This is a genomic window from Parasulfitobacter algicola (assembly GCF_013315265.1).
In the GTDB taxonomy this organism is placed as follows: domain Bacteria; phylum Pseudomonadota; class Alphaproteobacteria; order Rhodobacterales; family Rhodobacteraceae; genus Parasulfitobacter; species Parasulfitobacter algicola.
The window spans coordinates 1-21,807 of record NZ_JABUFE010000024.1; the positions used below are offsets into that span (position 1 = coordinate 1).

A 21,807-nucleotide genomic window follows, 5' to 3' on the forward strand; every position below is an offset into this window, starting at 1 on the left:
CACGTCTGCTTCTGACCAGTGCTAAATCAGCTTCAAAAATGTCTTGCTATGCAGAAGCTTTCCACACAGGACATTCGATGGGCAATCCCTTATCTTCAGTGGGATTCAGCCCTAGAATTCGGTAGTGTCTCAGTTTGAAATTTCTGAATTAATGTGAATTGCACAGCGAGATATGAGGTCTGAAACGCGAAGCAGATATCAGACTTGGACATGCGCCCGTTGCTGCGCGCGGGCATAAAGCTGAACTTGGGCTTCGTGCTCAAGCTCGACAACGATCGCATATCTCGAAGGAAAATATGGGCGCACCATCGCGGAGAACCGATCTCTTATTCAAGAGACCTTACGCAAATTTCGCATAGCTGGAGGTTGCCAAAGCTAAAGCGCGACAACGTCAAGGCAAATTTGAAAAACGCCTACTTTGGTCTGCTGACGATCGGGGCTTAGAGCAGATGAGCGTTTTTGCGGCAACGCTGTTTGCCGTGTTTTTCTCGACGAACTGAAGATTGTTCGACGGAGGAAATGCAAATGAACAAGACGCTGCATGTGGGTCTGGACGTCCACAAGGACACGATTGCTGTGGCGGTTGCAGAAGACGGGCGCGGTGGCGAAGTCAGATTTTATGGCACTGTTGTAAATTCGGCGGATGCTGTTCTGAGACTTACGAAGACATTGATCAAGAACGGGCACACCTCTTCATTTTGTTATGAAGCTGGTCCTTGCGGCTATGGCCTTCACAGACATCTGACCAAACTTGGATTTGAATGCGCGGTGGTCTCACCATCGATGATCCCACGCAAAGCCGGTCACAGGGTCAAGACTGACAGGCGCGAATCGACCCCAAAAACACTTTGATTTGGACAGGCCTTCCTGAACGATCGCTTTGATTTTTTTGGATGTCGAGGTCTGGCCTTCCCCTCATCCTGTTGCGGCGGCATGGGCTTTAGCTTTGCCGGTTTCCGAAGGTTTTGCACGATTGCTGCGAGGGTAAGAAGAAATAATCATTCTCCGATAAAACCGGGGCGGTTCAGTGCCCAATCTCCCAAGTCTTCTTGTCAGCTATCGTTCTCGCCGCAACCGTCATATTCTGGTTATGAGTCTGGAGCCTAAAATTGGGCATAACTGGCCATGTTCACCTTTGAACCAGTAGGAAATAACCTTCTTCTTGGGAAGACATGCCCAATAGTCGCATGAACAAGTTACTTTCAGGCAGTTTAATCGTTTTTAGAATGATTGTGCTTCCTTCGGGCAAATCAAAGGTTTGCATCATTGACTGCCGCGCAATTTCAAGGTTGGCCGGATTCGAGTGAGCAACGTCCCATAGCAAAATGGGACAAGGATCGTTGCCGGTAATACGTTCTACTACGATATTTCGAACTGGACCAGTTCCAGGGAAAAGCGTCACCTCGTCTTCAGGGTAAGACAGCCAATCGCGCGCTGTACCGTTGTTTAGGTAATAGCCATAGAAATTGACAGGGACACTGCCAGTGATGAATTTTTCTGCAAAGGTCACTACAGGTAATATCGCATCTACGCATTCTTGCGTATTATCTACAAATTGGGCTGTTTCACGCCAAGGCTGTTTGGTCGGCAAATCACTCCACAATATACGCGCGCTGAGGGGTATAAAAATTATCGTTGTAAAAATTATTATACCAATAATCATCCACTTCAAAGAGCTACGCAGGATAATTTCAAAGAGGAAGCCCATCAAAATCCAATAAAATGGCACAAGCACGATGAAATAACGAAATGAATAACTTGGCGCATAAAATAGCGTAACTAATATCGCAAGAGCTAGGGCCAAAATTGGACTGCTGAAAACAAATATAGTATCGAAAATAATAGGTCTTAGGTCTTGAATTTTGATACGTTTGATAAGTATCCACACAACAGAAACAACGCTGGCCGCAATGATGACATTCGAGAGTGGAGTCTCTAACGCTGAACCGAATAGCCTTTTTAGGCCAGCGTTTGTCTGACGCCATAAAAAGTCGCTGTCAGCGCTAAACCATGTATCAGACACATCTAAAATAATTTTATCAGCTTGCCAATTCAAGAAAACAAGCATTGTGGTAAGAATAATCAAGCCAGAGACTGCAATCCAAAACCGGTTTTTCCAACTTTGGCTAAAACATAACATTATTGCTATTTTTGCGCCAATAAGGGGAACCAGATACATGTGACAAAGTCCGGAAATTATTCCGGTAATTGTAAAGGTGGATAGCTTTAGAGAAATAGGTTTTCCTTGAGACATTGCGCGGTTGATATCAAGCGCGAGCATAAGCAGTAGTATTACCAATACCCAGCTAAGCGCATAAGATCGCCCTTGCGGCGCGTACAGAAAGTAGATGTGTGATGTCGCAGCGAGTGTGCAAGAAAACAAGCGGGCCGGGCGGCTAATCCACTTGGGCATCGCCAGACAGATAAGGACAAGTGACAAGGCAGCCAGGGTCGCGCTAATACCACGCGCAATCATGCCTGTATCCGCCCCCGTTAGAAGCCCTGTGATCCAAACCAAGGCGTAGTATCCGGGAGGGTGCACATCTTCGGAAGCACGATTTAGGAAAGCACTGAAACTAGGTTGATTAGGGTCAGAGAAATAGACCGTAAACAGTTCGTCCAACCAAAGGCTACTGGCATCTAAATACATAAAGTTGTTCAAAACAGCCAAAACGATCAGGGCAAGCCATATTGGGATGACTATTGTAAGAACGCGATTACTTTTTGCCAAGTCGACGTCATTTTTATCAGTCACGTCATCCCCTTTGCATGCACAATGTCAGTCTTTTTGGGTAAGTTGCGCTTGCGCAAAAACCCAAAACTTCGATAAAAGGAAAGTTGTTGATGCCACTGAAATGCCGACAATCACCATAGTATAGACAAAGTGCACATTGTTTTGTTCGTTCAGAACTTTAATCAAACCCGACCCTATGGCGAGCCCTACGACCGAAACAAAAATGAATTTTGGCATGTGAATTGTATGTTTGCTTACGACGCGAAACGTAATTTTCCCATGCCCAAAATAGGATAATCCTATAGCTGAAACATAGCCGCCAAAGTTGGCATGTTGCGGCAAAAAATCAAACCACGCCTCAAGAGAAATTGCGATGATGACGTGCGTCAATGTTGCGGCGAAACCAATAACAAGAAACATCAAGAACTCGCGGGGCATCTTATTTCAACTGTAAAATTGCAAAGAACGAAAGCCCAAATGGCATGCGCAGCCGTCCTATTAAGTGTCGCTCGGTTGAGAATATCTTGTAAAGGCTTTTATTCACCAGTGGTCCTGGCATGGCCTCATCGGCGACGTCGCGCTTTAGCAAGCCGTTGAAGGCCCGTGTCGCCACGGCCAGCGGCAAGAGTATAGTGTTATAGTATCCGTCCTGATCAATGCGCAAAGCTGCGGATTTTGCCACGGCTTCAAGCGACCTTCTTGTATAGCGACGAAAGTGATGATGCCTTTCGTCGTGACGTGACCAGAGCGCGGGAAAGGCTGGCACCGTGATAATAATGCGCCCACCAGATGCCAAGCGGGATGCTAGTGCTGTCAGTGTTGCTTGATCATCCTCAATATGTTCCAGAACGTCAAAAAGGCAGATGATGTCATATGACCGTTCTGAAAAAGGGATATCGTTAGGAAGCGAGCCAGGGGCAATAGGTAAATCTGACTTAGTGATGGCGATGTCCCGTGCAGCTGCATCAAATTCAAACGCATCGACGGATCCAAATGACTCTAATAGTTTCAGATTTCCCCCGGTGCCACACCCAGCCTCAAGGATACGTGGCGCGCCCTGATCTGGGATCGTCTGATTGAGTATTGCCTGGATAAGATCGCGCCGCGCCGCGAACCACCAATGCTCTTCTTCAAGCGCAGACATGCGCTCATATACAACACGATCCATTCTTATTTCTCTTCTCGAGATTCATAGGTTTGCTGGATGATATATAGCGGACGATCCCGTACCTCGCGGTAGATACGACCGACATATTCGCCCAATATGCCGACGGACAACATATTTAGTCCACCAAAGAAAAGTATTATGATAAGTGTGGATGCGTAACCAGGGGTATCGATGCCAAATAGTACAGTTCGGATCAGAACATACACGGCATAGATGAATGAGGCTATCGCCAAACAAAATCCCAGATAGCTCCAAAGCCTGAGCGGTACGGTAGACGCGCCAAACAAGCCATCCAAACCAAAATTCCAGAGCTTCCAAAAAGACCATTTTGTCCGTCCAGTTTGGCGGGCTTGTCGGTCAAATATCACTTCGGCACTTTCAAATCCAACCCAACTAAACAGGTCTTTGTTGAAACGGGCCTTTTCTGGCATCGTGTTCAGGATATCAATGACCTGTCGGTCGATCAGACGAAAGTCGCCAACATCGGGTGGGATCGGATATTCGGCCATTGCGTTGAATATCCGATAGTACAGCCGCGCCGACTGCCGTTTGAGCGGACTATCGTTTTTTCTATCGACGCGTTTTGCATTCACCACTTTTGCGCCAGCATGCCATTTTGTGACCATTTCCGGAATCACATTCGGGCTGTCTTGCAAATCAACGTCGATTGGAATGGCAGCGCGCCCACTCGCATGCATAAGCCCAGCTGCAAGTGCAGAATCCTTGCCAAAGTTTCGAGATAGGACAAGTAGCTTAATCTGTAAGTCGCTATCCATACGGCTGCGAATTTCTTGGACGGTTGCATCGGTGCTACCATCATCAACGAACACATATTCAATCGTCTCATGCAATTCTGACAGCGCATTCTGCATCGTAGTCAAAAACGGCCATATCGCATTTTGTTCATTAAATACGGGTATGATTATAGACAGCTCTGGATCTTTATCAGCTATGGTCTGCAATCCTTACAATTATGCCGTATTCGGCTGCTATCAGATACTCAAAAGTTGCTTGGTGCATCCTAACCGCTTACATGTTTCAGGAAAAGTATCAAAAATATTCCTTAGGTCTCTTGTCAATCTTGGGCCATAAAAAACAGCTTAGAGCAATGATTAAAGACGTAAGATCAGATAATTTAAACCTGCATACACTCACAGACTTCGGCATCCGCGATGATCGGATCATCGATAGAGCAATGCCAATCGTTACGGGACTGTTGCATTCAATAATTTAAATCACTTGCATGGCTATTAATTAACATAAAAATGATTTACTGGAACTTACAATGAGCCAGTTGCACGAACGATATCTGACTGCAAAGCTAGTCCCGACTGGACTAGTCTGGTTGTATCAATTTCAATAGATTGAAACCCGGTTTCAGCTGCGAGTGAACGCAGTTCATTTGACTTCGCTCCGGCCGCGATAGCTTGGGTTAAATCATCGTTAATGTGTAACAACTCTGATACAACAATACGTCCTTTCCGCCCGGATTTTTCGCAGTTTTCACATCCATCTCCGCCACACTCCACGCAAAGTCTCTGAATCAACCTTTGCGATAAAACACCCCTTAAGGTTGAGGCTAATAAAAACGGTGGTACGCCTAGATCAATCAGTCGGTCAATCGCACCGACAGCATCGTTCGTGTGAACTGTTGACAGAACAAGCCGCCCCACCAATGCAGCTCGCACAGCGATTTCAGCTGTTTCCTGATCACGGATTTCGCCCACCATGACAACATCCGGATCCTGTCGCAGAATAGCTCGCAAAGCGCGTGCAAATGTCATGTCAATTTGAGGTTCGACCTGGACTTGGTTAACACCGGCCAAGGCATACTCAATCGGATCTTCGACCGTTACGATTTTGCGGTCCTCTGAATTGATCTTGCTAAGGCCCGTATAAAGCGTCGTTGTTTTTCCACTGCCCGTTGGACCGACAACCAGAAAAATACCATTGGGCTGGCGCAGAATGTCTTCAATTTCCTTGACACGTTCTTGCGGATATCCAAGCGATGACCACTCCAGTGCGACCCGTGTTCGGTCCAGTATTCGTAAAACGATGCTTTCGCCAAATTGGGTCGGCAATGTGGAAAGTCGCAAATCAACAACGCGGCCCCTGACTGTAATCTGTGCCCGTCCGTCCTGAGGGCGACGTTTTTCCGAAATATTCAAGTGCGCCATGACCTTAAGGCGCGAGGCAACAGCGGCACGGTCAGCATCAGCAATTCGTCGGTCCACCCGCAAACGCCCATCAATTCTAAACCGCACTCTGGTGTCCTGTTCCATCGCTTCGATATGAATATCTGATGCGCGTATATCGACGGCTTTGGTGACCAATTCATTTACAAGCTTAATGATCGGTCCATCATTCGCGAGCGCCTGCAGTTTTTTGACATCGGTTGATGATGCATCATCAGTTTCGGCCAAAACCTGTTCTGGTTTGGCTAAAGCAGAGCGAATTGTTGACGGTGTTGCAAGGACAGCGCGCACAGGTCGATCAAGGTGGAAGCTTATACTTTCCATAGTCCCGGTATTGCGTGGGTCACTTGTGGCAAGAATGATTGCGTCGCTTGTGTCTTCAACAGGAACGATACTGACACGCGATAGAAAATCACGCGATAAAGCCAGCTGCCCAACAAGGTCTAAAGCGATAACGTCAAAATCAATTAATGGTATGTTCAAATATTGAGACATGTGTTGGTAAATGGCCGTTTCATCTGCCAACCCAAGCTCAAGTAAAGATTTTTCAACACCTGTCCCGGCCTCTTTGCTGGCAGCCAAAGCGCGTTTTGCTATGGACGGGGAAATAACCTCTGCATCAATAAGTGCTTTGGCAAAGTTTTCGTCGTGAAATGTGGGTAGTAATGTAATCACAGTCAGACCTTACGCAAAGAATATACTGTCTTTATTAGGGCAGCTATATTACAGTATGCAACTATAGATAAATGATAACAAATTGAGGTTGACGGTAAAATGACGGGACAGGTACCGTCGCGACTCTGGCAGTGGTTCTGCCAAGAGCTATCGTCTGTGCTGCCGGGTTGGTTGAAAGCTGCCCTGAAAGGCGGTGCTTATGTCGTTCCATTGTATTTGTCGCAATCTGTAACCGGTCTGGAAAAGCGCCGCGCAAAGTACATCGCACCTGAGTCAATTTTGACAAAGCCAATTAAAATACAACCAAGACCCATTTCTGTTGATCTTTATTTACCAGAACATTATTTTCTAAAACGCGATATCGAAGCTCCTGCAGCTGCATTTAAAAATGCCGAACAACTGGTTCGATTGGACATGATGCGGCGCACGCCATTTCAGCCAAATGATGTTTATTGGACTATTTCTGCAGTAACGACCAAAGGGCCAAAGACCAGTACAACCCAATGGCTGATCAAGCGAAGTGATGCACAGCAATTGCGTGAGCATCTAAAGACAATTGGTATTATGGTTCGCGCTATCAGAATTGATAATGACCAGACAGCGACACATATCGCCAAATTTCAGACGCAAAGCGATACTAGTTTACAGAAATGGGTCAATTTCGGTTTGGTCGGAACGATTGCAATTGCAGTTCTGACGATGATCATGGTCCCCACATTTCAAAATCAGCACAGTCTGAACAGTATTGAAACGCGCATAACTGATTTACGTGCACAAGCCGTACAGTTGCGCAGTAATATGGAAACACTGCGCCAGGCCGAACAAGACCGAACCGCGCTGGTAGATACCGTTATCAATAAAACAATTTTTGCGGAAACATTGCGTGAACTCACGATTGCCTTGCCAGATGATGTGTGGATCAGTGATTTATCCTTTCAACCCGAGCGTATCGTCGTAAATGGCACTTCAAGTAGCTCTGCTGCAGAGCTGGTTCTGCGTGTTGCAAACAACAGACTGTTCCAAAACCCGCGCCTGACTGGCCCCGTTTCACGCACGACAAGCGGCGAAGAGCGTTTTGAAATGACGCTTGATTTGAAGGGACACCGATGATCAAGCCAGGCAGCCTTATATCACGATTTATGGTCTTGCTGATCATTGGCGGATTGGTTTTGTTGATCTGGATTGCGGTGCTGTCACCGCTTGTGACATGGCGCAATCAGGCCCAAAGCAACTTGCTATCTGCGCAAACCGAACTTGCACGTCTTGAACGTAGCATTGCACAACTGCAGATCGAACAAACCCGCCTTTCGGCGGATGATGCAACCAGCATTCTTTGGATGGCCTCTCAATCGGGCGAGGCAACAGCAAGAGTACAGGCCAACCTAAGCACTATGGCGCGGCAAAGTGGCGTTAATCTGCGATCGATTTCGCCGGTACGCGCCCGTGAACTTGCATTTTCACAGGCCGTGGCGTTTCGCATGGAAAGTGAGGCAACTTTGGACCAGGTGGTGTCTCTTTTACGGGCCATCGAATATAGCACCCCACCATTAGTGATTGAACGCGCAAATCTACGTCGCCTGGCCCGTCCGACACGCACATCCGATCAGCCGCTTATGTTCTTTCAGCTTGAAATACTGGCCCCGGTCATCATGAATGAAAACGCCAGATGATGCGCGTTATTCCATATATCGGGACATTGCTACTTGTGGTCATGGCGGTTGTTGCGGGCTGGTTAGCATTTCAGACAGTCGCGCACGACCCGCCCGCTCCACAATCCGTCAATGTCGGTATCAACGCACAAACAGCTGACCAAAACACCCTGTCCTTGCCGTCAAGCCGACCGGATGTTTATTACGCAGCCATTACGGAAAGGCCCCTTTTTGAACCAGGTCGTCGCCCGTTTGTCATCGCCCTGGAAACGCCTGATACGACACCACAAAATATTGCGCCCCAACCTCAGCCCCAGGAATGGGAAGAAGCGCCAGAAATCGCCTTGCTTGGCGTTATGCAATTGTCCGAACAACCTTCTGCTTTGTTATCGATCAACAACCAGCCACCAACATGGCATATGGCTGGTGCAATAGTGGCTGGGTGGACGTTGAATGAAATTGAAAACAACTGGATAGAATTGACCCGCGAAACGCGCCGTCTTCGAGTGGATATGTACCAATGACAAAAATGATAGCTCACCCATTTCGATTAGTCGTCTCTTTGCTTTTGATCATAGCAATTGCGGCCTGTACCGAAGGGGATGGCAATGGCGCACGCGGTAATTCCGATCTACTAGCCAATCAGGATAATCAGGCACGCGGTGGCGGTCGAACTGCGATCGAACGGTTTCGCGCTTCGTTAAATGGTTCATCGGGGGACCAACGCAGGTTGGGAACTGATAACTTTATCGGTGAAGGACCACGCGGTGACAGAAACTTGTTTGGCGTCACGGATGATGGCGAAATCACTCTTAATTTGGTCAATGTCCCTATCGAACAGGCTGCACAGGCTGTTTTGGGACAAGCATTGCGCAAAAATTATACTATTCAACCGGGTGTCAGCGGTCAGGTCACATTGCAAACCACACGCCCACTGTCTGAACGCGCATTACTGGAAACCTTTCAAACCATTCTTGAATTAAACGGCGCCACTCTGCAAACCAGTGGTGATCTGATCACGATTGTCCCTGTAGCTGGCGCGGCAAGACGCGTTGAAAACTTAGGTCGGCAAAGGGGTGTCGGATCGCGTGTTGTAGCAGTTCCATTACGCTTTATCGGAACTGCCGAAATGGTGCGCCTGCTAGAACCGATTGCCGGATCAACCGTTGGCCTTCAACCTATTCCACGTCGGAATATTCTGCTGATTTCTGGCACACGAGATGAAATCAATTCAGCCATTGAAGCGGTCAATTTATTCGATGTGGATGTTCTGAAAGGCAAATCTGTGGGGCTCTATCGTCTGCGTGCCGCTGAACCCGAAGCAGTCGTCGAAGAATTGAATCTGATTTTTGAAACAAGTGATGGCGGCAGTCTTCAAAATGTGGTGACCTTTGTACCATCGCAGCGCCTTGGAGCCGTTCTAGTGATAAGCTCACGGTCCAGCTATCTTTCTGAGGCCGAACGTTGGATCCGTGATCTGGACAGAACCGCAGGGGGCGCAAAACGCAGGCCAGTGGTTTACAGCCTGCAGAACCGAAGCGCTGACGATCTGGCCCCGATCCTGTCGGAAATGGTCGAAAATGTTGCCGCCGAAGAAGGAACCTCAGTTGCAGGTACGCCCAAAGTGGTAGCGGATGATGCGCGCAATGCAGTTATTGTCTGGGGCAATGATTCAGAACAGGAAAGCTTTTCCCGCTTGATCCAGTCACTTGATACGACCCCTGTTCAGGTCTTGCTGGAAGCCACGATTGCCGAAGTTACCCTGAATGATGAGCTTAATTTTGGCTTACGCTGGTTCTTTCAGGATGGCGATAACCGCATTCAATCGACTGATGCCAATAACGGAAGTTTCGGGGCGAATGTACCGGGTCTGTCATTATTGTTCCAAAGTGGATCAAGCGCAGTGACGTTGAACGCGCTATCATCAGTGACGGATGTCAATGTCATTTCGACCCCAAGCCTTTTGGTCCTGGATAATCAGGAAGCCCGGCTGCAGATTGGCGATGAAGTCCCGATTGCCACCCAACAGGTCCGTGACACCGGTGATGTAGATGCGCCCGTTGTCAACACAATCTCTTTCCGAGATACAGGCATTATTCTTTCTGTCAAACCAAGAGTGTCGTCATCCGGGCAGGTTATTCTGGATATCGAACAAGAGGTCAGCACAGTATCCCAAACAGAAACATCCGGGATCGACTCGCCCACAATCTCGCAGCGTAAAATCGAAACCAGCGTCGTTATTGCCGATGGTCAAACATTGGCATTGGGTGGTCTGATACAGGAAAACCGCAACCAGACGAATTCTCAGGTCCCTGGTTTAGGTCGTGCCAAGGGGATCGGTGCGCTGTTCCGCAATCGATCAGATCGGATTAGCAAGACAGAACTGCTTGTCTTGATTACACCAAAAGTCATTCGTAATGGTTCAGAAAGCCGGTCTGTGACAAACGAACTACGCAGACGCATCGGTGGTGCGAACGGCCTGGTCAAAAATGGGATTGGCGTGCCGAAAGATGGTCACCGGATACTTGATTGATCTGTTGACGTGGGCCGATCAAAACAGCACGGTTAAATTAAATGCCACGTTATAGCTATTCCGCAATCACGGCTGATGGCACCTCTGTTTCAGGCGAGGTTGACGCCAATGATGAATTATCCGCACTTGATATGATCGCATCGCGCGGGCTAACGCCGATCAATCTTGATGAAGCCGGTTCATCATCTGTCCCTTGGTGGAACCGTGAATTGCGTCTGATAGGCGGCCCTACCACGGCAAAGCCCATAGAACTGGAACGGTTCTTTACGTCTTTTGCATCATTGATGCAGGCCCAACTGCCACTGACACGGGCATTGTCGTTTTGTGCACAGCAGGTCGCAAAACCTGCAATGCAACGCGCCTTGGAGAATATCCGAACGGACGTTGAAAACGGCATGTCACTGGGTCAGGCCATGCAGCAACAAGATCAGATCATTCCCGAACGCCTTACCGTCATCATCAAATTGGGCGAAGCATCGAACCAACTGGAACAGGCTGCGCGCGAAGCTGCAGATCTCTTGAGCCGCGAAAGCAAGATTGCGCAACAACTTACGGGGGCTCTGCTCTATCCTATTATTCTGGTCATCATGTCCGTTCTGGTTCTGGCATTGGTGGTCTTTTATCTTACTCCGACATTACTGCCTGTCTTTGCCGCGTCTGGCGCCGAACCCCCTGTTATTCTGGTGATGATGGACACACTTCGCAGTGCCTTGATATCAGGCTGGCCGCTGCTGATAACAGGCGTAATTTTGGGCACTGTGATCTTTGCTGTATTTCGCATCCAAATCAGAAAAGCATTGGCAGGTATATCAATGCGCCTGCCTGTCGCGGGTCGTTATATCCGCCAAAGGGAAAGTCAGAAAATTTGCCAGATGCTGGCCTTGTTGATGCGTAATGGTGCAACGCTGACGTCGGCATTGACAACCGCTCAAAGGGCAACGCCCCACCCTGCCTATAAGGTTCTTTTGGCAAATACAGAAGAGACTGTGATCGCGGGTGGTACCTTATCAACCAGTTTGGCACAAAGCCCTTTGATGGATGATCTGGCACGTACAATGATTGACGCAGGCGAAGAAAGCGATCGTCTGGTTGAGGTTCTTGAAACGGCTTCAGTCTCACTCAGTGCACAAACATCTGAAACCGTGACGCGTGCGGTCAAACTGATCACACCGATTTTAACCCTAATTATCGGTCTTGGTGTGGGTGCCGTGATTTTGTCGACAATTTCAGCTATTCTGGACCTTAATGACATTGCATTTTAAATCCACGTCAGGCGTCAGCCTGTTTGAGGTGATGCTCGCGCTTGGCATATTGTCACTGATGCTTGGTGTTATCGCCACGTCTTCTCGTGGGCCGTCGGATACGCTTTTGTTGCAACAGGACGCCGCTGCAATGCAACGCAATCTTACTGATCTGCGGGCGCAAAGCATTCAAACCGGTCAGCCGGTCAGCTTTGATACAACAGGTTTAAGCTGCGATGCCAACCCAAAGCCAATCGTGTTTTTCTCGGATGGATCAGCACAGGGCCAGCCGCTTTGTCTTCGCAAGAATGATCTGACCTTGAGCCTGATACTTGATCCTTTGATAGGCCGTTATAAGATCGGTGATATCGAATGAACCGCAAGGCTGGATATTCCCTGCTTGAGGTACTGATCGCATTCGCTGTCATGTCCTTGGTTCTTGCTGCACTTTTGCCCGGCCAGGCCAAACTGCTCAGTCGCACGACCGAAGCAGACCGTCGCTTGTTGGCCCAGGACTATGCGCTTTCAAGGCTGGATCAAATCGGCATTACGACCCCGCTTGAAATTGGTCAGATGACGCAGAACTATCGAAACTGGACTGTCGAGGAGGTGATTACCGAACACCCAACCCGTGACAACGCAATTCAATTGCTGCAGGTTCGCGTGATCATCAGTGCCCAAGGTGGCAATGTGTTGGCAACCGTTGACAGTATCAGGCCCGCCCCGTGACGCGCAACCTGACACCGCGCAGTGGGCTGAGTGTGCTGGAACTCATGATTTCACTGGCCTTGCTGGCCCTGATTGCAGGTGGTTTGGCCAGCGCGATGGGACTTGGCATTCGCCTTTATGACCGCTCTGCACAGATCTCTGTGCATGCCGATGAACTGACCCGCCGCGTGCGCCTGCGGGATTGGCTTGCGTCTTCGATCTCGGAAACACAGCTTGTTCCATTCCCCACCGAGCTTCAGGGTAATGGCGATGGCTTTACGTTCGTTACCCTCAAACCCAGCCCCTTCGCGCCAGATGCTGCTGCTCTGCGCGTGTCTGTTAGTGTGCAAGATGACGCACTGATGCTATCGGCAGAAGCGATAAACGATGAAAACGAAACCCTGCAAGTCTTTGCTGGCCCCCTTTTGACTGCGACTGCAGATGTACGTTTCAGCTATTACGATGCAGAGGAACAAGCCTGGCAAAACGATTGGACATCCCCTGCCCTGCCCGCCCTTGTTCGTGTCGAGACGGACATCCAGACAACGCCTAACTGGCCTGAGTTTACGGTCAGATTATTGCATGCGAATTAAATAAATTCTCTAGATATCCCACTTTTTATCAGACGCTAGCTTGCAGGATTGCTTTCACACTTTCAGGACAATCAGATTGCCCAGACCCAGAAACACCATCTTGAGGTTTAGGTATGCGCGTTTGAGGTGTAGATCGTACTCAGATGGCTGGCGGTGCGATTTACTTCCTCATCATAGGCGTAGTCTTCGACTGGAACAGGTGCTCCGCCATGCGCCGCAGGCACACCCTCGGCGACCTGCACAAGCCGGTTCAGATCGTCATAGCTGATGGCAATAGACTTACTCGGATCAAGATTATCCACAATCGCCGTCCACCGTCCCTCTCCGTAATAGCCAAAGCTATAGATTGTTCCCCAGGGCGCCGTCAGGTCGGTCAGGAGGTCTTCGGGTTAACGTCACTATGTTTAAAGAGCTTGACGGAGATGATTTTGAAGTTTTTTTAGATCATCTGAAAATATTGGTAAGTCAAAATTATCAAAATTATTAACAATAGTATCAGAAAGAAGACTATCTATAGCTGTAATAATAGTGCAAACTTCGTCTGATGTAATTATGTTAGATTTATTTGTAATTGAATACTTATCAAATTGAATTGGTGAAGAGATTATCTGCCATATTTCATCGCTTTCTTCCACCTTTCTCCCAAGCCGTTTTATCTCAAGTAATGCGTATATAATCAAGTACCACATCGGCGTAAGTGAAAGTCGACCTAGAACCTCATTATCAATTTTAATATCAATCAGGTTACTACGGTTTTCAATTAGAGCTAGCAATGTCTCTTTGTCTTTATAATACAGTTCGCCAAGATATTCTTTACTACTAGCCGCCAAACGGTCACGTAATTGGCTTAGCTCTTTGTATGGGTCATTATCCATAAGCTATATACCTTAAAATTTCTGAATATATAAATTGCAGTTGTCCATTGCAGCGATCTCACGAGCAACAGCGGCGCGATGACCAGCATCACCACCACGAAAACACTGTGCATTAATCTGAGCCTGCAACAGAGCTCGCCGAGAAAAACCTCTCATCTTGGCCAAGTTTATGCCACGAGTGACAAAGCGGTCATTTGGATCAGCTATTCTCGCAGGGGGCCGACATGCTCTCTTTGGTATAGAGTCTCTAAGCATTGTAAGTGTATTCAATTCTAAAAGAGTACAATCACCTGGTCGTCCCCGATTGTAACCTGCTCCTGGTGTGTTATATCTTCCGCTATTCAGTGGGATTTTTGCAAGTAATGCATTAATATATCCTGCCACGTTAAGTGCTGCTACTCCAGTTCGCGTAGAAGAACCAACACCTTGAGCGCTATCTTTCGCAAACATAGCCCTTTCTTCCATGCTGGCCATCAGCCCGGTTGGATCGGTCCATTTAGTCGGGTTGTTCGCTACAAAGCTGTATATCGACAATTGGCCAGCCGCAAACCCAATCGGGTCCGATTGAACGAACATCCCGATACTCGGATCATAATGCCGGGCACGGTAGTAGATCATGCCACTTTGTGGATGGACCTCCCAGCCAATACGAACATAACATTGAATTAGAATTCGTGTTTGATGTTATTACCAAGACTGTAGTTTGTACCTAATCACAAAGTTTAGTTTGGCTAAATTAATTGGAAACATTAATCAATAATTGGAAATTCGCCTCGTGTCGCTAACGTAGCCCTCTTTTGCAACTCGAGTAATCTATTTCTAGAAATGCAAAGCTCAGTTGTTTGATCAAATTCTTTCAAAGCATAGTCACGAAAATATTTTGCATATAATTCCAAATAATCACGATCATTAGAGCGTGAAATATCATTAATATGAAAGTTCAAAAACTTTGAGTACAATTTGTAGGCTGATTTAAAATCGAGATTTCTGTGTTGAGCAACTGCAGACAACAATACCGACTTAGCAACATATAAAGGCGGTCCTTCATAATCATACAACAACTCTAAAGCCTCTTTATATCTGTTTTCTGATACAAACTTTTCAGCGCAAGTATATCGTCTGTTTGCATTTAACTTATCTAATAAGCCTTTAAGCATTTATTTATCCGCCAAATATTTGCAATAGACGTGCTAGAATTACGATACCTTTGCCGATTGGGCTATCTGGCAAAACTCTATCACCTCCACTTGACCCTGGTAAATAGTCATCGGCAGTCTCAGATGTTTCTATCCAATTATCTGGATCATTCATCGGATCATCGTGTCCTGGCCACCAAGGTATAGGAGGGTATTTAGGGTCTTCTGGATCTTTAGGTGGTCTATTATGCCCCGAGGGAGGCGGATCGCCAGTTTCGCGCCAACTTTCATCGCTCTCATCGTCATTTGTAGCATTTAGGATAGCAGCAAGAATTTTTGCCATCAAAGTCATAGTAGACTGATTTATAGTAACAATTGCACCATCCAAAGAATTATTACCTGATGGTAAATTCATGATATTATCAATGCAATGCTCTGTACCTAAACACGCACCAAATCCCAATACAACAACACCCGCTGTAACTTTACGCCAGTCGAGCGTTGCACTGTATAACCCACTCGGATCGGTCCAGTTGTAGGGATCATTCCAGACATCGGCATAGAGATTCAGATCCCCCGCAGCGAACCCGATAGGATCGCGTTGCAGGAACTGGCCAAGTGCGGGATCGTAATGACGGGCACGGTAGTAGATCAGGCCAGTCTCAGCATCATGTTCGCGACCCGTGAAGCCATAGCGCTGTTCAACAGATCCTGCCGCCAGTTCCCGCTGGCCAAAGCTGTCATACTCATAATCCGCGGCAACCGTGCCCGTTGACAGCACCACCGCCGTCAGGATCGAGCCGAGCCGATTGCGGAACAGCTCAAACACCGACCCAGACCCCGGCGCGGTTGTGCTGGTGTAGTCCTCATACGCCAGCGGCTCGTCCACTTTCGGGCCATGCAGCCAGCGTTTGGTTAAAGCGCCATCGCGGAAATCCAGAGCAACCTCATTCTAGGTCGTCGAATACACGCTCCAAGTATGCTATAATGATTACAGAACGTATTTAAAATTAGCGGTTAGAGCATATCATTATCTATAGATTTCAATTCAACTGAATTTGCATAGAACTCAAAGCTATTATCGTTAATTTCTTCGATAGAAATCTTTGAACTTTCCCATCCCCGATCCGAGATTTCATTAATCGATATTATAATTCTTGTATGAAGATGAAACTGAAGATTTTCAAGATTATGGGACTTGTGACAGATTTGGAATAGGCGTGGTAGTTAATTATCTTTCAAGTGGAAAGCCACAGTGTTTAGCGTAATATTTTTGCTTGGCGAAATGTTGATTAAGTAGAAGCAGTTCTTTCGACCACGTCTCAAAAAATTTATCATTCGACTTAGCAGCATAAAAAATTGATCTGAAACACAATCCAAATTCACCTCCGTTAAACATTCTAGGCGCATAACCAGGATCGATACCCCAATTTACGAGGGACTTTAGTAGCCTATCTATCATACTAATACATTCTCGATCTGTTAAATCTTGATCATCTACCATGGGTTCTTAATAACTCCATCGCCTCCTGTAGGAATTGCAGTAATTATACGGCCACCTGGCTCAACAATGACGTCGATATCAACACCATCTACAGTACCTTCGTACATTATATCATTTGGATTATGTGAACCATGCGGCACTTCTTTACCATTTCTTGCAATTTCCTCTGCAGCATCAAGTATTTTGCCTTCATCCCAATCAGGTGGGAATTCAGTTTTACCTGGTTTACCTGCACCACTCTGATGTCCATCCAAAATATGTTCAGCGCCATCACCATCAATATAAGGCTCTGGTCTGGCATCACGACCACTTTCACCTTCACCAGACCCATTTGCATCATTGAAAACAATGTTCCCAAGTGCGCCTAACAGACTGCCAAGCAATCCAATTGTAGCTGATCCAATACTGTCTTTCATATCCTGACTGTCAGGAAAATCAGAAGGATCTGGACAAACACCAGATGCACATAGCGCACCGACAGTAAGAAGAGATGTTCCTGCAGCAAGCACTGTATAATCGGTACCTGACATCAACCCACTCGGATCGGTCCAATTATACGGATCGTTCCAAACATAGGCATAAAGGTTCAGATCGCCCGCAGCGAAGCCGATGGGATCGCGTTGCAGGAACTGGCCAAGTGCGGGGTCGTAGTGCCGGGCGCGGAAGTACATCAGGCCACTTTCCGGATCGACCTCGCGGCCCGTGAAGCCGTAGCGCTGAGTTAAGCTCCCTGTTTGGGTGCGGTTTCCAAAGCTGTCGTAAATATACTCAGCAGCCAGCGTTCCAGTAGCAGCCTCAATGACCGTCAGGATAGACCCCAACCGATCCGCATACATCTCGTATGATGTCCCCGAACCGGCTGCTGTGGTCGCAGAATACTGCTCATAGGCCAAAGGTTCATCGACACGTGAGCCATGCAGCCAGCGTTTGATTAAAATGCCATCACGGAAGTCGAGCAAAACCTCATTCGACGTAGTCGAATAGACGCTGCAGACATCTTAGACCTGGGCTTCGATAGAAATGCCGTTTTTGTAGTATCAGCCAGTTATATTTTAAGAATCAATCAGCATTTCTACGTATTGATTGACTTTTTCTGTCATATCGTCTCGTGGCAGCATGCAACAGGCGGCATCCATCAAATTTTGATTATCCCTTATGAGGGATTTAAAGTCATCAAGTCTATTGGGATACCTTGCTAAAAAGTCCTCCATTAAACCAGCCCCTAAAATAGAAATAGCAGTATCTGTTAACTGAATTCGGCTTAATTCATAGAAAAAAGCGAGAAGAAAATCAGAGTCAGCATCTGATAAAAATGTTTCCAACTTATGATCGTAATTCGCACTGTTTGGCCCAACAATTGTATTATTTCGTGCAAGCCATCGCTCAACAGTAACTGCAAGTTTTGTTTTAGAATTTAATGCCATTATTGACTACCAATTCCTCCAGGAAACGGGACGGGACGGTGTATCCAGTAATATACCTCTGTACGATTATATTGGCATCCTTTGGCATCAGCTTGTTTGGAGATCGTTTGTAGTTGTTGTTGTTTGTTCCAGATTTGCTGAACATGACCAGGAAAGTTACCCTTACGTCGACTTACAGGGGGCTCACCGGGTACTAACCGACCTTTATCCCGACGCCATTGTTTAAAACGTGTGCGAAGTTCTTCGATTATACTATCCATCTTTGCTACAAGTGAAGCACATTCGTTTCCACTAGGAGGCGGAGGTACAGGGTCTGCCCTGTCACCAGGAGGATTGCCTGAACCCGGCGTAGCATCAGGACCTGAACTTGATCCCGACACATCTATATTCCCAATTGCAGCAGATATTTCACTTCCTAAATTTTGAACTGCTAACAAAGCAATACCCGCTATCCCTGCGAAACCAGTGCCCAGCAATGCAGCGTTTCTAGATTGCGCTGATAAACCCGCCGGGTCAGTCCAGTTGTGTGGATCATTCCAGACATAAGCATAGAGATTCAGATCGCCCGCTGCGAAACCGATAGGGTCACGTTGCAGGAACTGGCCAAGCGCGGGGTCGTAATGCCGCGCGCGGTAGTAGATCAGACCTGTTTCCACATCATGTTCGCGACCCGTATAGCCGTACCTTTGCTCAACTGATCCCGCCAACAGTTCACGCTGGCCGAAGCTGTCGTAGTCGTAGTCCGCAGCAACCGTGCCCGTAGACAACGCAACGGCTGTCAGGATCGACCCGAGCCGATTGCGGAACAGCTCAAACACCGACCCAGACCCCGGCGCGGTTGTGCTGCTGTAGTCCTCATAGGCCAGCGGCTCGTCCACCTTCGGGCCGTGAAGCCAGCGTTTGGTTAAAGCGCCATCCCGGAAGTCGAGAGCCACCTCATTCGAGGTATTACATTAGAAAATTTACCCCAAAAGCTCTTTTTTAAACACATCAATCGCTTCAAATTTAGTACTATAATATGTTCGAGGGTTTTTTGCTTCAAATTTAAAGTCTAGATTACTGAAAATATTATCAACCAAATTATCAAGTAAATTTAAAATGACGTCTTTTCTAGCCGACGAAAGCTCTTTTTCGGTAGAAAAGTGCACGCCAATGACATGAAACTCGAAATTATTATTAACGCGCATAAGATAAATTTCGACTTCGCCGTTAGGAAATGTTTGTAAATGAACGGTCAATCCAAATTCAATCATATTACAACTTAACATGGATCCTACCTATCCCCTAAGTTATTATCAATACTTGATTGAGTCTTATTTTGAATGTTGTTTATTCTTCCATCTCTTAGAACAGAAACTATTTTGCCGCGGTAAGCAAAAATCGTAGTACCGTGTTTATAATCATAATATCTTGTCCCATGGTTAATTATCGAATGCCAGTCCAAGCCTCTAAAGCGTTCTGCAAGCCTTTCCCCAAAATGCGATGTTTTACCTAAAATATCTGATGCATCTACACAGTCGTCCTCTGGCTCATCGTCTTCCCAGCACAATTCATCGTTTGCATCGCATCCATCATCACCTGGCGGTGGGGGATTGCCTGTATCTGGAGTTGCATCTGGATCATCACTCGGTGGATTATCTGGACCATCCCCTGCGTCATCTGGGTTACCGATATCCATATTCATGGCTTCGCTAACAACGTAAGCCAAAGCGACAACGGCTCCAAAAATACCAGCCGTCGCGGCTCTATTTCTGCTTGGACTACTCCCCGCCTGCCCTCCGTAAGTTGTACTTGACATCAACCCACTCGGATCGGTCCAGTTGTAGGGATCATTCCAGACATAGGCATAAAGGTTCAGATCCCCCGCAGCAAACCCGATAGGATCGCGTTGCAGGAACTGGCCAAGCGTCGGATCGTAATGACGGGCACGGTAGTAGATCAGGCCAGTCTCAGCATCATGTTCGCGGCCCGTGTAACCGTACCTCTGCTCGATTGATCCTGCCGCCAGTTCCCGCTGGCCAAAGCTGTCATACTCATAATCCGCGGAACCGTGCCCGTCGACAAGGCAACGGCCGTCAGGATCGAGCCGAGCCGATTGCGGAACAGCTCAAACACCGACCCGGACCCCGGCGCGGTTGTGCTGCTGTAGTCCTCATAGGCCAGCGGCTCGTCCACTTTCGGGCCATGCAGCCAGCGTTTTGTTAAAGCGCCATCACTGTAAGCTTAACATTCACCATACCGTCCATATAGATATATCATTAGCAATTAAATTTATTTCAATTCCAAACGTTTACGGTAAGATCCCAAAGTCATTCTAAAAATCACATGATCGAATATATAACTATCTTCAAATAACACTTTTTTCTGCAATGTCTCAAATTTCATCTGTTTAGCTAGCAAAATAACATACAAAATTCGCAGTACTCGTTTCTTTTGAAGGAAAATATCAGAGAACTTTTCTATATCCCCATTAAATTGCTCTGAATTAAATTCTTCATATTTTGTAAGCATGAGCGCGGTTGCGCTTTTTATGTCTGTGTACTTACGTCCTGTCACTTGTAAAAACAGATCAGGAAAAATAACACGAAACCGTTTCATAACAACTTCAAATGCGCGTAGTCGTAAATAATTATCGACATCCGCCAAACACTCTATCAATCGTTTGGTATAAATTGGCTTCCAAGCAATATTACTATTTTCAATAACAGAGGCAAACATTCTACGCCCACTAATACCTAAGGTGCCATAATTATTTTCTGGCGTAGGCTGTGCAGAAACCTCTAAAATTAGTGGCATCAAAGGCTCTGCATAGCGTGCGTTCTCTGCAACAATATAACACCCAAGACTAGTTGCTCGCTTACTATCACTGCGCAACATTAAAGTGATAGTTTTTTGCTCTTGTTTCGAGAATTTCCATTGTCGTTGCGAATCTATATCGCGCAATAAATTTAAAAGGTTATTGCCTTTTAATGCCTGATATAACTCTTCATTCACATCCATGACCTGCATCAGGATTTATCTGATTATCATATATACGAAAATTGATACTTTCCTGAAGACGAGTTGCAAGTGCATATGCTTGGTTTGCTCCCATATTTGTCCACGGTATAGTTTCGAGGTCCCCACCAATACCTGATGACTCAAAATCCAAATCTCCCATTTCACCCGGATCGGTCCAGTTGTAGGGATCATTCCAGACATAGGCATAAAGGTTCAGATCACCCGCGGCGAAGCCAATGGGGTCTTTCTGGATAAACTGTCCAAGTGCGGGGTCGTAGGCGTAAGGTTGGGTCCGTATTGTGGCAACTGTTGGAAGTGGTGCGCAATTCCAAAGCGGCAGAGATCTGTCCGCTTGGCTGGGCCTGACGCCGA

The 21,807-nt window shown here is 47.0% G+C and carries 25 protein-coding genes and 2 pseudogenes; 9 read left to right on the top strand and 18 right to left on the bottom strand.

Annotated features, from left to right (window positions below):
- Positions 1-693: 693 nt before the first annotated feature.
- Positions 694-834 (top strand): annotated as a pseudogene (locus HRQ87_RS20710) (IS110 family transposase); the annotation flags it as partial.
- 295 nt (positions 835-1,129) lie between these two features.
- Here HRQ87_RS20710 and HRQ87_RS19180 read toward each other — a convergent pair.
- The 5 genes from HRQ87_RS19180 to HRQ87_RS19200 all read right to left on the bottom strand — a co-directional run bounded on the left by HRQ87_RS19180 (position 1,130) and on the right by HRQ87_RS19200 (position 6,772).
- Positions 1,130-2,755: a hypothetical protein gene (locus HRQ87_RS19180; RefSeq protein WP_174140059.1), complete on the bottom strand. Its 1,626-nt coding sequence runs from the start codon at positions 2,753-2,755 to the stop codon at positions 1,130-1,132.
- Between the two features lie 24 nt (positions 2,756-2,779).
- On the bottom strand, positions 2,780-3,154 hold the full coding sequence (locus tag HRQ87_RS19185; RefSeq protein ID WP_174140060.1) for a GtrA family protein: 375 nt from the start codon (positions 3,152-3,154) through the stop codon (positions 2,780-2,782).
- A gap of 19 nt (positions 3,155-3,173) precedes the next feature.
- A complete protein-coding gene (locus HRQ87_RS19190) occupies positions 3,174-3,902 on the bottom strand; it encodes a class I SAM-dependent methyltransferase (protein WP_217430513.1) in 729 nt (242 codons plus the stop codon).
- 2 nt (positions 3,903-3,904) lie between these two features.
- Positions 3,905-4,864: a glycosyltransferase family 2 protein gene (locus HRQ87_RS19195; RefSeq protein ID WP_217430514.1), complete on the bottom strand. Its 960-nt coding sequence runs from the start codon at positions 4,862-4,864 to the stop codon at positions 3,905-3,907.
- A gap of 318 nt (positions 4,865-5,182) precedes the next feature.
- Complete coding sequence (locus tag HRQ87_RS19200) at positions 5,183-6,772, bottom strand: ATPase, T2SS/T4P/T4SS family (protein ID WP_174140061.1); 1,590 nt, start codon at positions 6,770-6,772, stop codon at positions 5,183-5,185.
- A gap of 99 nt (positions 6,773-6,871) precedes the next feature.
- On the opposite strand from HRQ87_RS19200, the gene HRQ87_RS19205 reads away from it, so the two are divergent.
- Genes HRQ87_RS19205 through HRQ87_RS19240 form a run of 8 tightly spaced genes read left to right on the top strand, consistent with a single transcriptional unit; the run spans position 6,872 to position 13,496 of the window.
- A complete protein-coding gene (locus HRQ87_RS19205) occupies positions 6,872-7,882 on the top strand; it encodes a PilN domain-containing protein (RefSeq protein ID WP_174140062.1) in 1,011 nt (336 codons plus the stop codon).
- Positions 7,879-8,442, top strand: a complete 564-nt coding sequence (gene gspM, locus HRQ87_RS19210) for a type II secretion system protein GspM (RefSeq protein ID WP_174140063.1) — start codon at positions 7,879-7,881, stop codon at positions 8,440-8,442. Before HRQ87_RS19205 ends, gspM begins: the two co-directional genes overlap by 4 nt.
- Positions 8,439-8,945 carry a hypothetical protein gene (locus tag HRQ87_RS19215; protein ID WP_174140064.1) on the top strand — a complete coding sequence of 169 codons (507 nt, stop codon included), beginning with the start codon at positions 8,439-8,441 and terminating at the stop codon, positions 8,943-8,945. The genes gspM and HRQ87_RS19215 overlap by 4 nt, the downstream gene beginning before the upstream one ends.
- Positions 8,942-10,954 carry a type II secretion system secretin GspD gene (gspD, locus tag HRQ87_RS19220; RefSeq protein WP_174140065.1) on the top strand — a complete coding sequence of 671 codons (2,013 nt, stop codon included), beginning with the start codon at positions 8,942-8,944 and terminating at the stop codon, positions 10,952-10,954. Before HRQ87_RS19215 ends, gspD begins: the two co-directional genes overlap by 4 nt.
- A 41-nt stretch (positions 10,955-10,995) precedes the next feature.
- A complete protein-coding gene (locus tag HRQ87_RS19225; RefSeq protein WP_174140066.1) occupies positions 10,996-12,216 on the top strand; it encodes a type II secretion system F family protein in 1,221 nt (406 codons plus the stop codon).
- A complete protein-coding gene (locus HRQ87_RS19230; RefSeq protein ID WP_174140067.1) occupies positions 12,200-12,571 on the top strand; it encodes a hypothetical protein in 372 nt (123 codons plus the stop codon). Before HRQ87_RS19225 ends, HRQ87_RS19230 begins: the two co-directional genes overlap by 17 nt.
- Positions 12,568-12,924, top strand: a complete 357-nt coding sequence (locus HRQ87_RS19235) for a type IV pilus modification PilV family protein (RefSeq protein WP_174140068.1) — start codon at positions 12,568-12,570, stop codon at positions 12,922-12,924. The genes HRQ87_RS19230 and HRQ87_RS19235 overlap by 4 nt, the downstream gene beginning before the upstream one ends.
- Positions 12,921-13,496: a type II secretion system protein GspJ gene (locus tag HRQ87_RS19240; RefSeq protein ID WP_174140069.1), complete on the top strand. Its 576-nt coding sequence runs from the start codon at positions 12,921-12,923 to the stop codon at positions 13,494-13,496. The genes HRQ87_RS19235 and HRQ87_RS19240 overlap by 4 nt, the downstream gene beginning before the upstream one ends.
- A 107-nt stretch (positions 13,497-13,603) precedes the next feature.
- Here HRQ87_RS19240 and HRQ87_RS19245 read toward each other — a convergent pair whose 3' ends face one another.
- From HRQ87_RS19245 to HRQ87_RS19300, 13 genes and pseudogenes are all read right to left on the bottom strand, one after another.
- The gene (locus HRQ87_RS19245; RefSeq protein WP_174140070.1) at positions 13,604-13,798 is read right to left on the bottom strand and encodes a hypothetical protein; all 195 of its coding nucleotides are present in this window, start codon (positions 13,796-13,798) and stop codon (positions 13,604-13,606) included.
- Positions 13,799-13,900: 102 nt separating this feature from the next.
- Positions 13,901-14,371 (bottom strand): hypothetical protein, encoded by a 471-nt coding sequence (locus tag HRQ87_RS19250; RefSeq protein ID WP_174140071.1) that lies wholly within the window; start codon positions 14,369-14,371, stop codon positions 13,901-13,903.
- A gap of 12 nt (positions 14,372-14,383) precedes the next feature.
- The gene (locus HRQ87_RS19255) at positions 14,384-15,043 is read right to left on the bottom strand and encodes an RHS repeat-associated core domain-containing protein (RefSeq protein WP_343035422.1); all 660 of its coding nucleotides are present in this window, start codon (positions 15,041-15,043) and stop codon (positions 14,384-14,386) included.
- Between the two features lie 77 nt (positions 15,044-15,120).
- Positions 15,121-15,528 carry a hypothetical protein gene (locus HRQ87_RS19260; protein ID WP_174140073.1) on the bottom strand — a complete coding sequence of 136 codons (408 nt, stop codon included), beginning with the start codon at positions 15,526-15,528 and terminating at the stop codon, positions 15,121-15,123.
- 4 nt (positions 15,529-15,532) lie between these two features.
- The gene (locus tag HRQ87_RS19265; RefSeq protein ID WP_217430515.1) at positions 15,533-16,396 is read right to left on the bottom strand and encodes an RHS repeat-associated core domain-containing protein; all 864 of its coding nucleotides are present in this window, start codon (positions 16,394-16,396) and stop codon (positions 15,533-15,535) included.
- 608 nt (positions 16,397-17,004) lie between these two features.
- A complete protein-coding gene (locus HRQ87_RS19270; protein WP_174140074.1) occupies positions 17,005-17,970 on the bottom strand; it encodes an RHS repeat-associated core domain-containing protein in 966 nt (321 codons plus the stop codon).
- Positions 17,971-18,063: 93 nt separating this feature from the next.
- On the bottom strand, positions 18,064-18,435 hold the full coding sequence (locus tag HRQ87_RS19275; RefSeq protein ID WP_174140075.1) for a hypothetical protein: 372 nt from the start codon (positions 18,433-18,435) through the stop codon (positions 18,064-18,066).
- Positions 18,435-19,253, bottom strand: coding sequence for an RHS repeat-associated core domain-containing protein (locus HRQ87_RS19280; protein WP_217430516.1), 819 nt, complete (start codon positions 19,251-19,253; stop codon positions 18,435-18,437). Before HRQ87_RS19280 ends, HRQ87_RS19275 begins: the two co-directional genes overlap by 1 nt.
- 144 nt (positions 19,254-19,397) lie before the next feature.
- On the bottom strand, positions 19,398-19,688 hold the full coding sequence (locus tag HRQ87_RS19285; protein WP_174140077.1) for a hypothetical protein: 291 nt from the start codon (positions 19,686-19,688) through the stop codon (positions 19,398-19,400).
- 20 nt (positions 19,689-19,708) lie between these two features.
- Positions 19,709-20,233 (bottom strand): hypothetical protein, encoded by a 525-nt coding sequence (locus HRQ87_RS19290; RefSeq protein WP_246252539.1) that lies wholly within the window; start codon positions 20,231-20,233, stop codon positions 19,709-19,711.
- 12 nt (positions 20,234-20,245) lie between these two features.
- Positions 20,246-20,455: pseudogene (locus tag HRQ87_RS20715) on the bottom strand (RHS repeat-associated core domain-containing protein); the annotation flags it as partial.
- A 251-nt stretch (positions 20,456-20,706) separates the two neighbouring features.
- Positions 20,707-21,435, bottom strand: a complete 729-nt coding sequence (locus HRQ87_RS19295) for a hypothetical protein (RefSeq protein ID WP_174140078.1) — start codon at positions 21,433-21,435, stop codon at positions 20,707-20,709.
- On the bottom strand, positions 21,422-21,807 hold a 386-nt coding region (locus HRQ87_RS19300), incomplete at its 5' end, for an RHS repeat-associated core domain-containing protein (RefSeq protein ID WP_174140079.1). The genes HRQ87_RS19295 and HRQ87_RS19300, both read right to left, overlap by 14 nt.

Bases quoted from the DNA above. Each gene is read 5' to 3' on its own strand.
- HRQ87_RS19185 (WP_174140060.1), bottom strand. From the start codon at position 3,154: ATGTTTCTTGTTATTGGTTTCGCCGCAACATTGACGCACGTCATCATC.
- HRQ87_RS19190 (WP_217430513.1), bottom strand. From the start codon at position 3,902: ATGGATCGTGTTGTATATGAGCGCATGTCTGCGCTTGAAGAAGAGCAT.
- HRQ87_RS19205 (WP_174140062.1), top strand. From the start codon at position 6,872: ATGACGGGACAGGTACCGTCGCGACTCTGGCAGTGGTTCTGCCAAGAG.
- gspM (WP_174140063.1), top strand. From the start codon at position 7,879: ATGATCAAGCCAGGCAGCCTTATATCACGATTTATGGTCTTGCTGATC.
- HRQ87_RS19215 (WP_174140064.1), top strand. From the start codon at position 8,439: ATGATGCGCGTTATTCCATATATCGGGACATTGCTACTTGTGGTCATG.
- gspD (WP_174140065.1), top strand. From the start codon at position 8,942: ATGACAAAAATGATAGCTCACCCATTTCGATTAGTCGTCTCTTTGCTT.
- HRQ87_RS19225 (WP_174140066.1), top strand. From the start codon at position 10,996: ATGCCACGTTATAGCTATTCCGCAATCACGGCTGATGGCACCTCTGTT.
- HRQ87_RS19230 (WP_174140067.1), top strand. From the start codon at position 12,200: ATGACATTGCATTTTAAATCCACGTCAGGCGTCAGCCTGTTTGAGGTG.
- HRQ87_RS19235 (WP_174140068.1), top strand. From the start codon at position 12,568: ATGAACCGCAAGGCTGGATATTCCCTGCTTGAGGTACTGATCGCATTC.
- HRQ87_RS19250 (WP_174140071.1), bottom strand. From the start codon at position 14,371: ATGGATAATGACCCATACAAAGAGCTAAGCCAATTACGTGACCGTTTG.
- HRQ87_RS19260 (WP_174140073.1), bottom strand. From the start codon at position 15,528: ATGCTTAAAGGCTTATTAGATAAGTTAAATGCAAACAGACGATATACT.
- HRQ87_RS19275 (WP_174140075.1), bottom strand. From the start codon at position 18,435: ATGGCATTAAATTCTAAAACAAAACTTGCAGTTACTGTTGAGCGATGG.
- HRQ87_RS19285 (WP_174140077.1), bottom strand. From the start codon at position 19,688: ATGATTGAATTTGGATTGACCGTTCATTTACAAACATTTCCTAACGGC.
- HRQ87_RS19290 (WP_246252539.1), bottom strand. From the start codon at position 20,233: ATGTCAAGTACAACTTACGGAGGGCAGGCGGGGAGTAGTCCAAGCAGA.
- HRQ87_RS19295 (WP_174140078.1), bottom strand. From the start codon at position 21,435: ATGGATGTGAATGAAGAGTTATATCAGGCATTAAAAGGCAATAACCTT.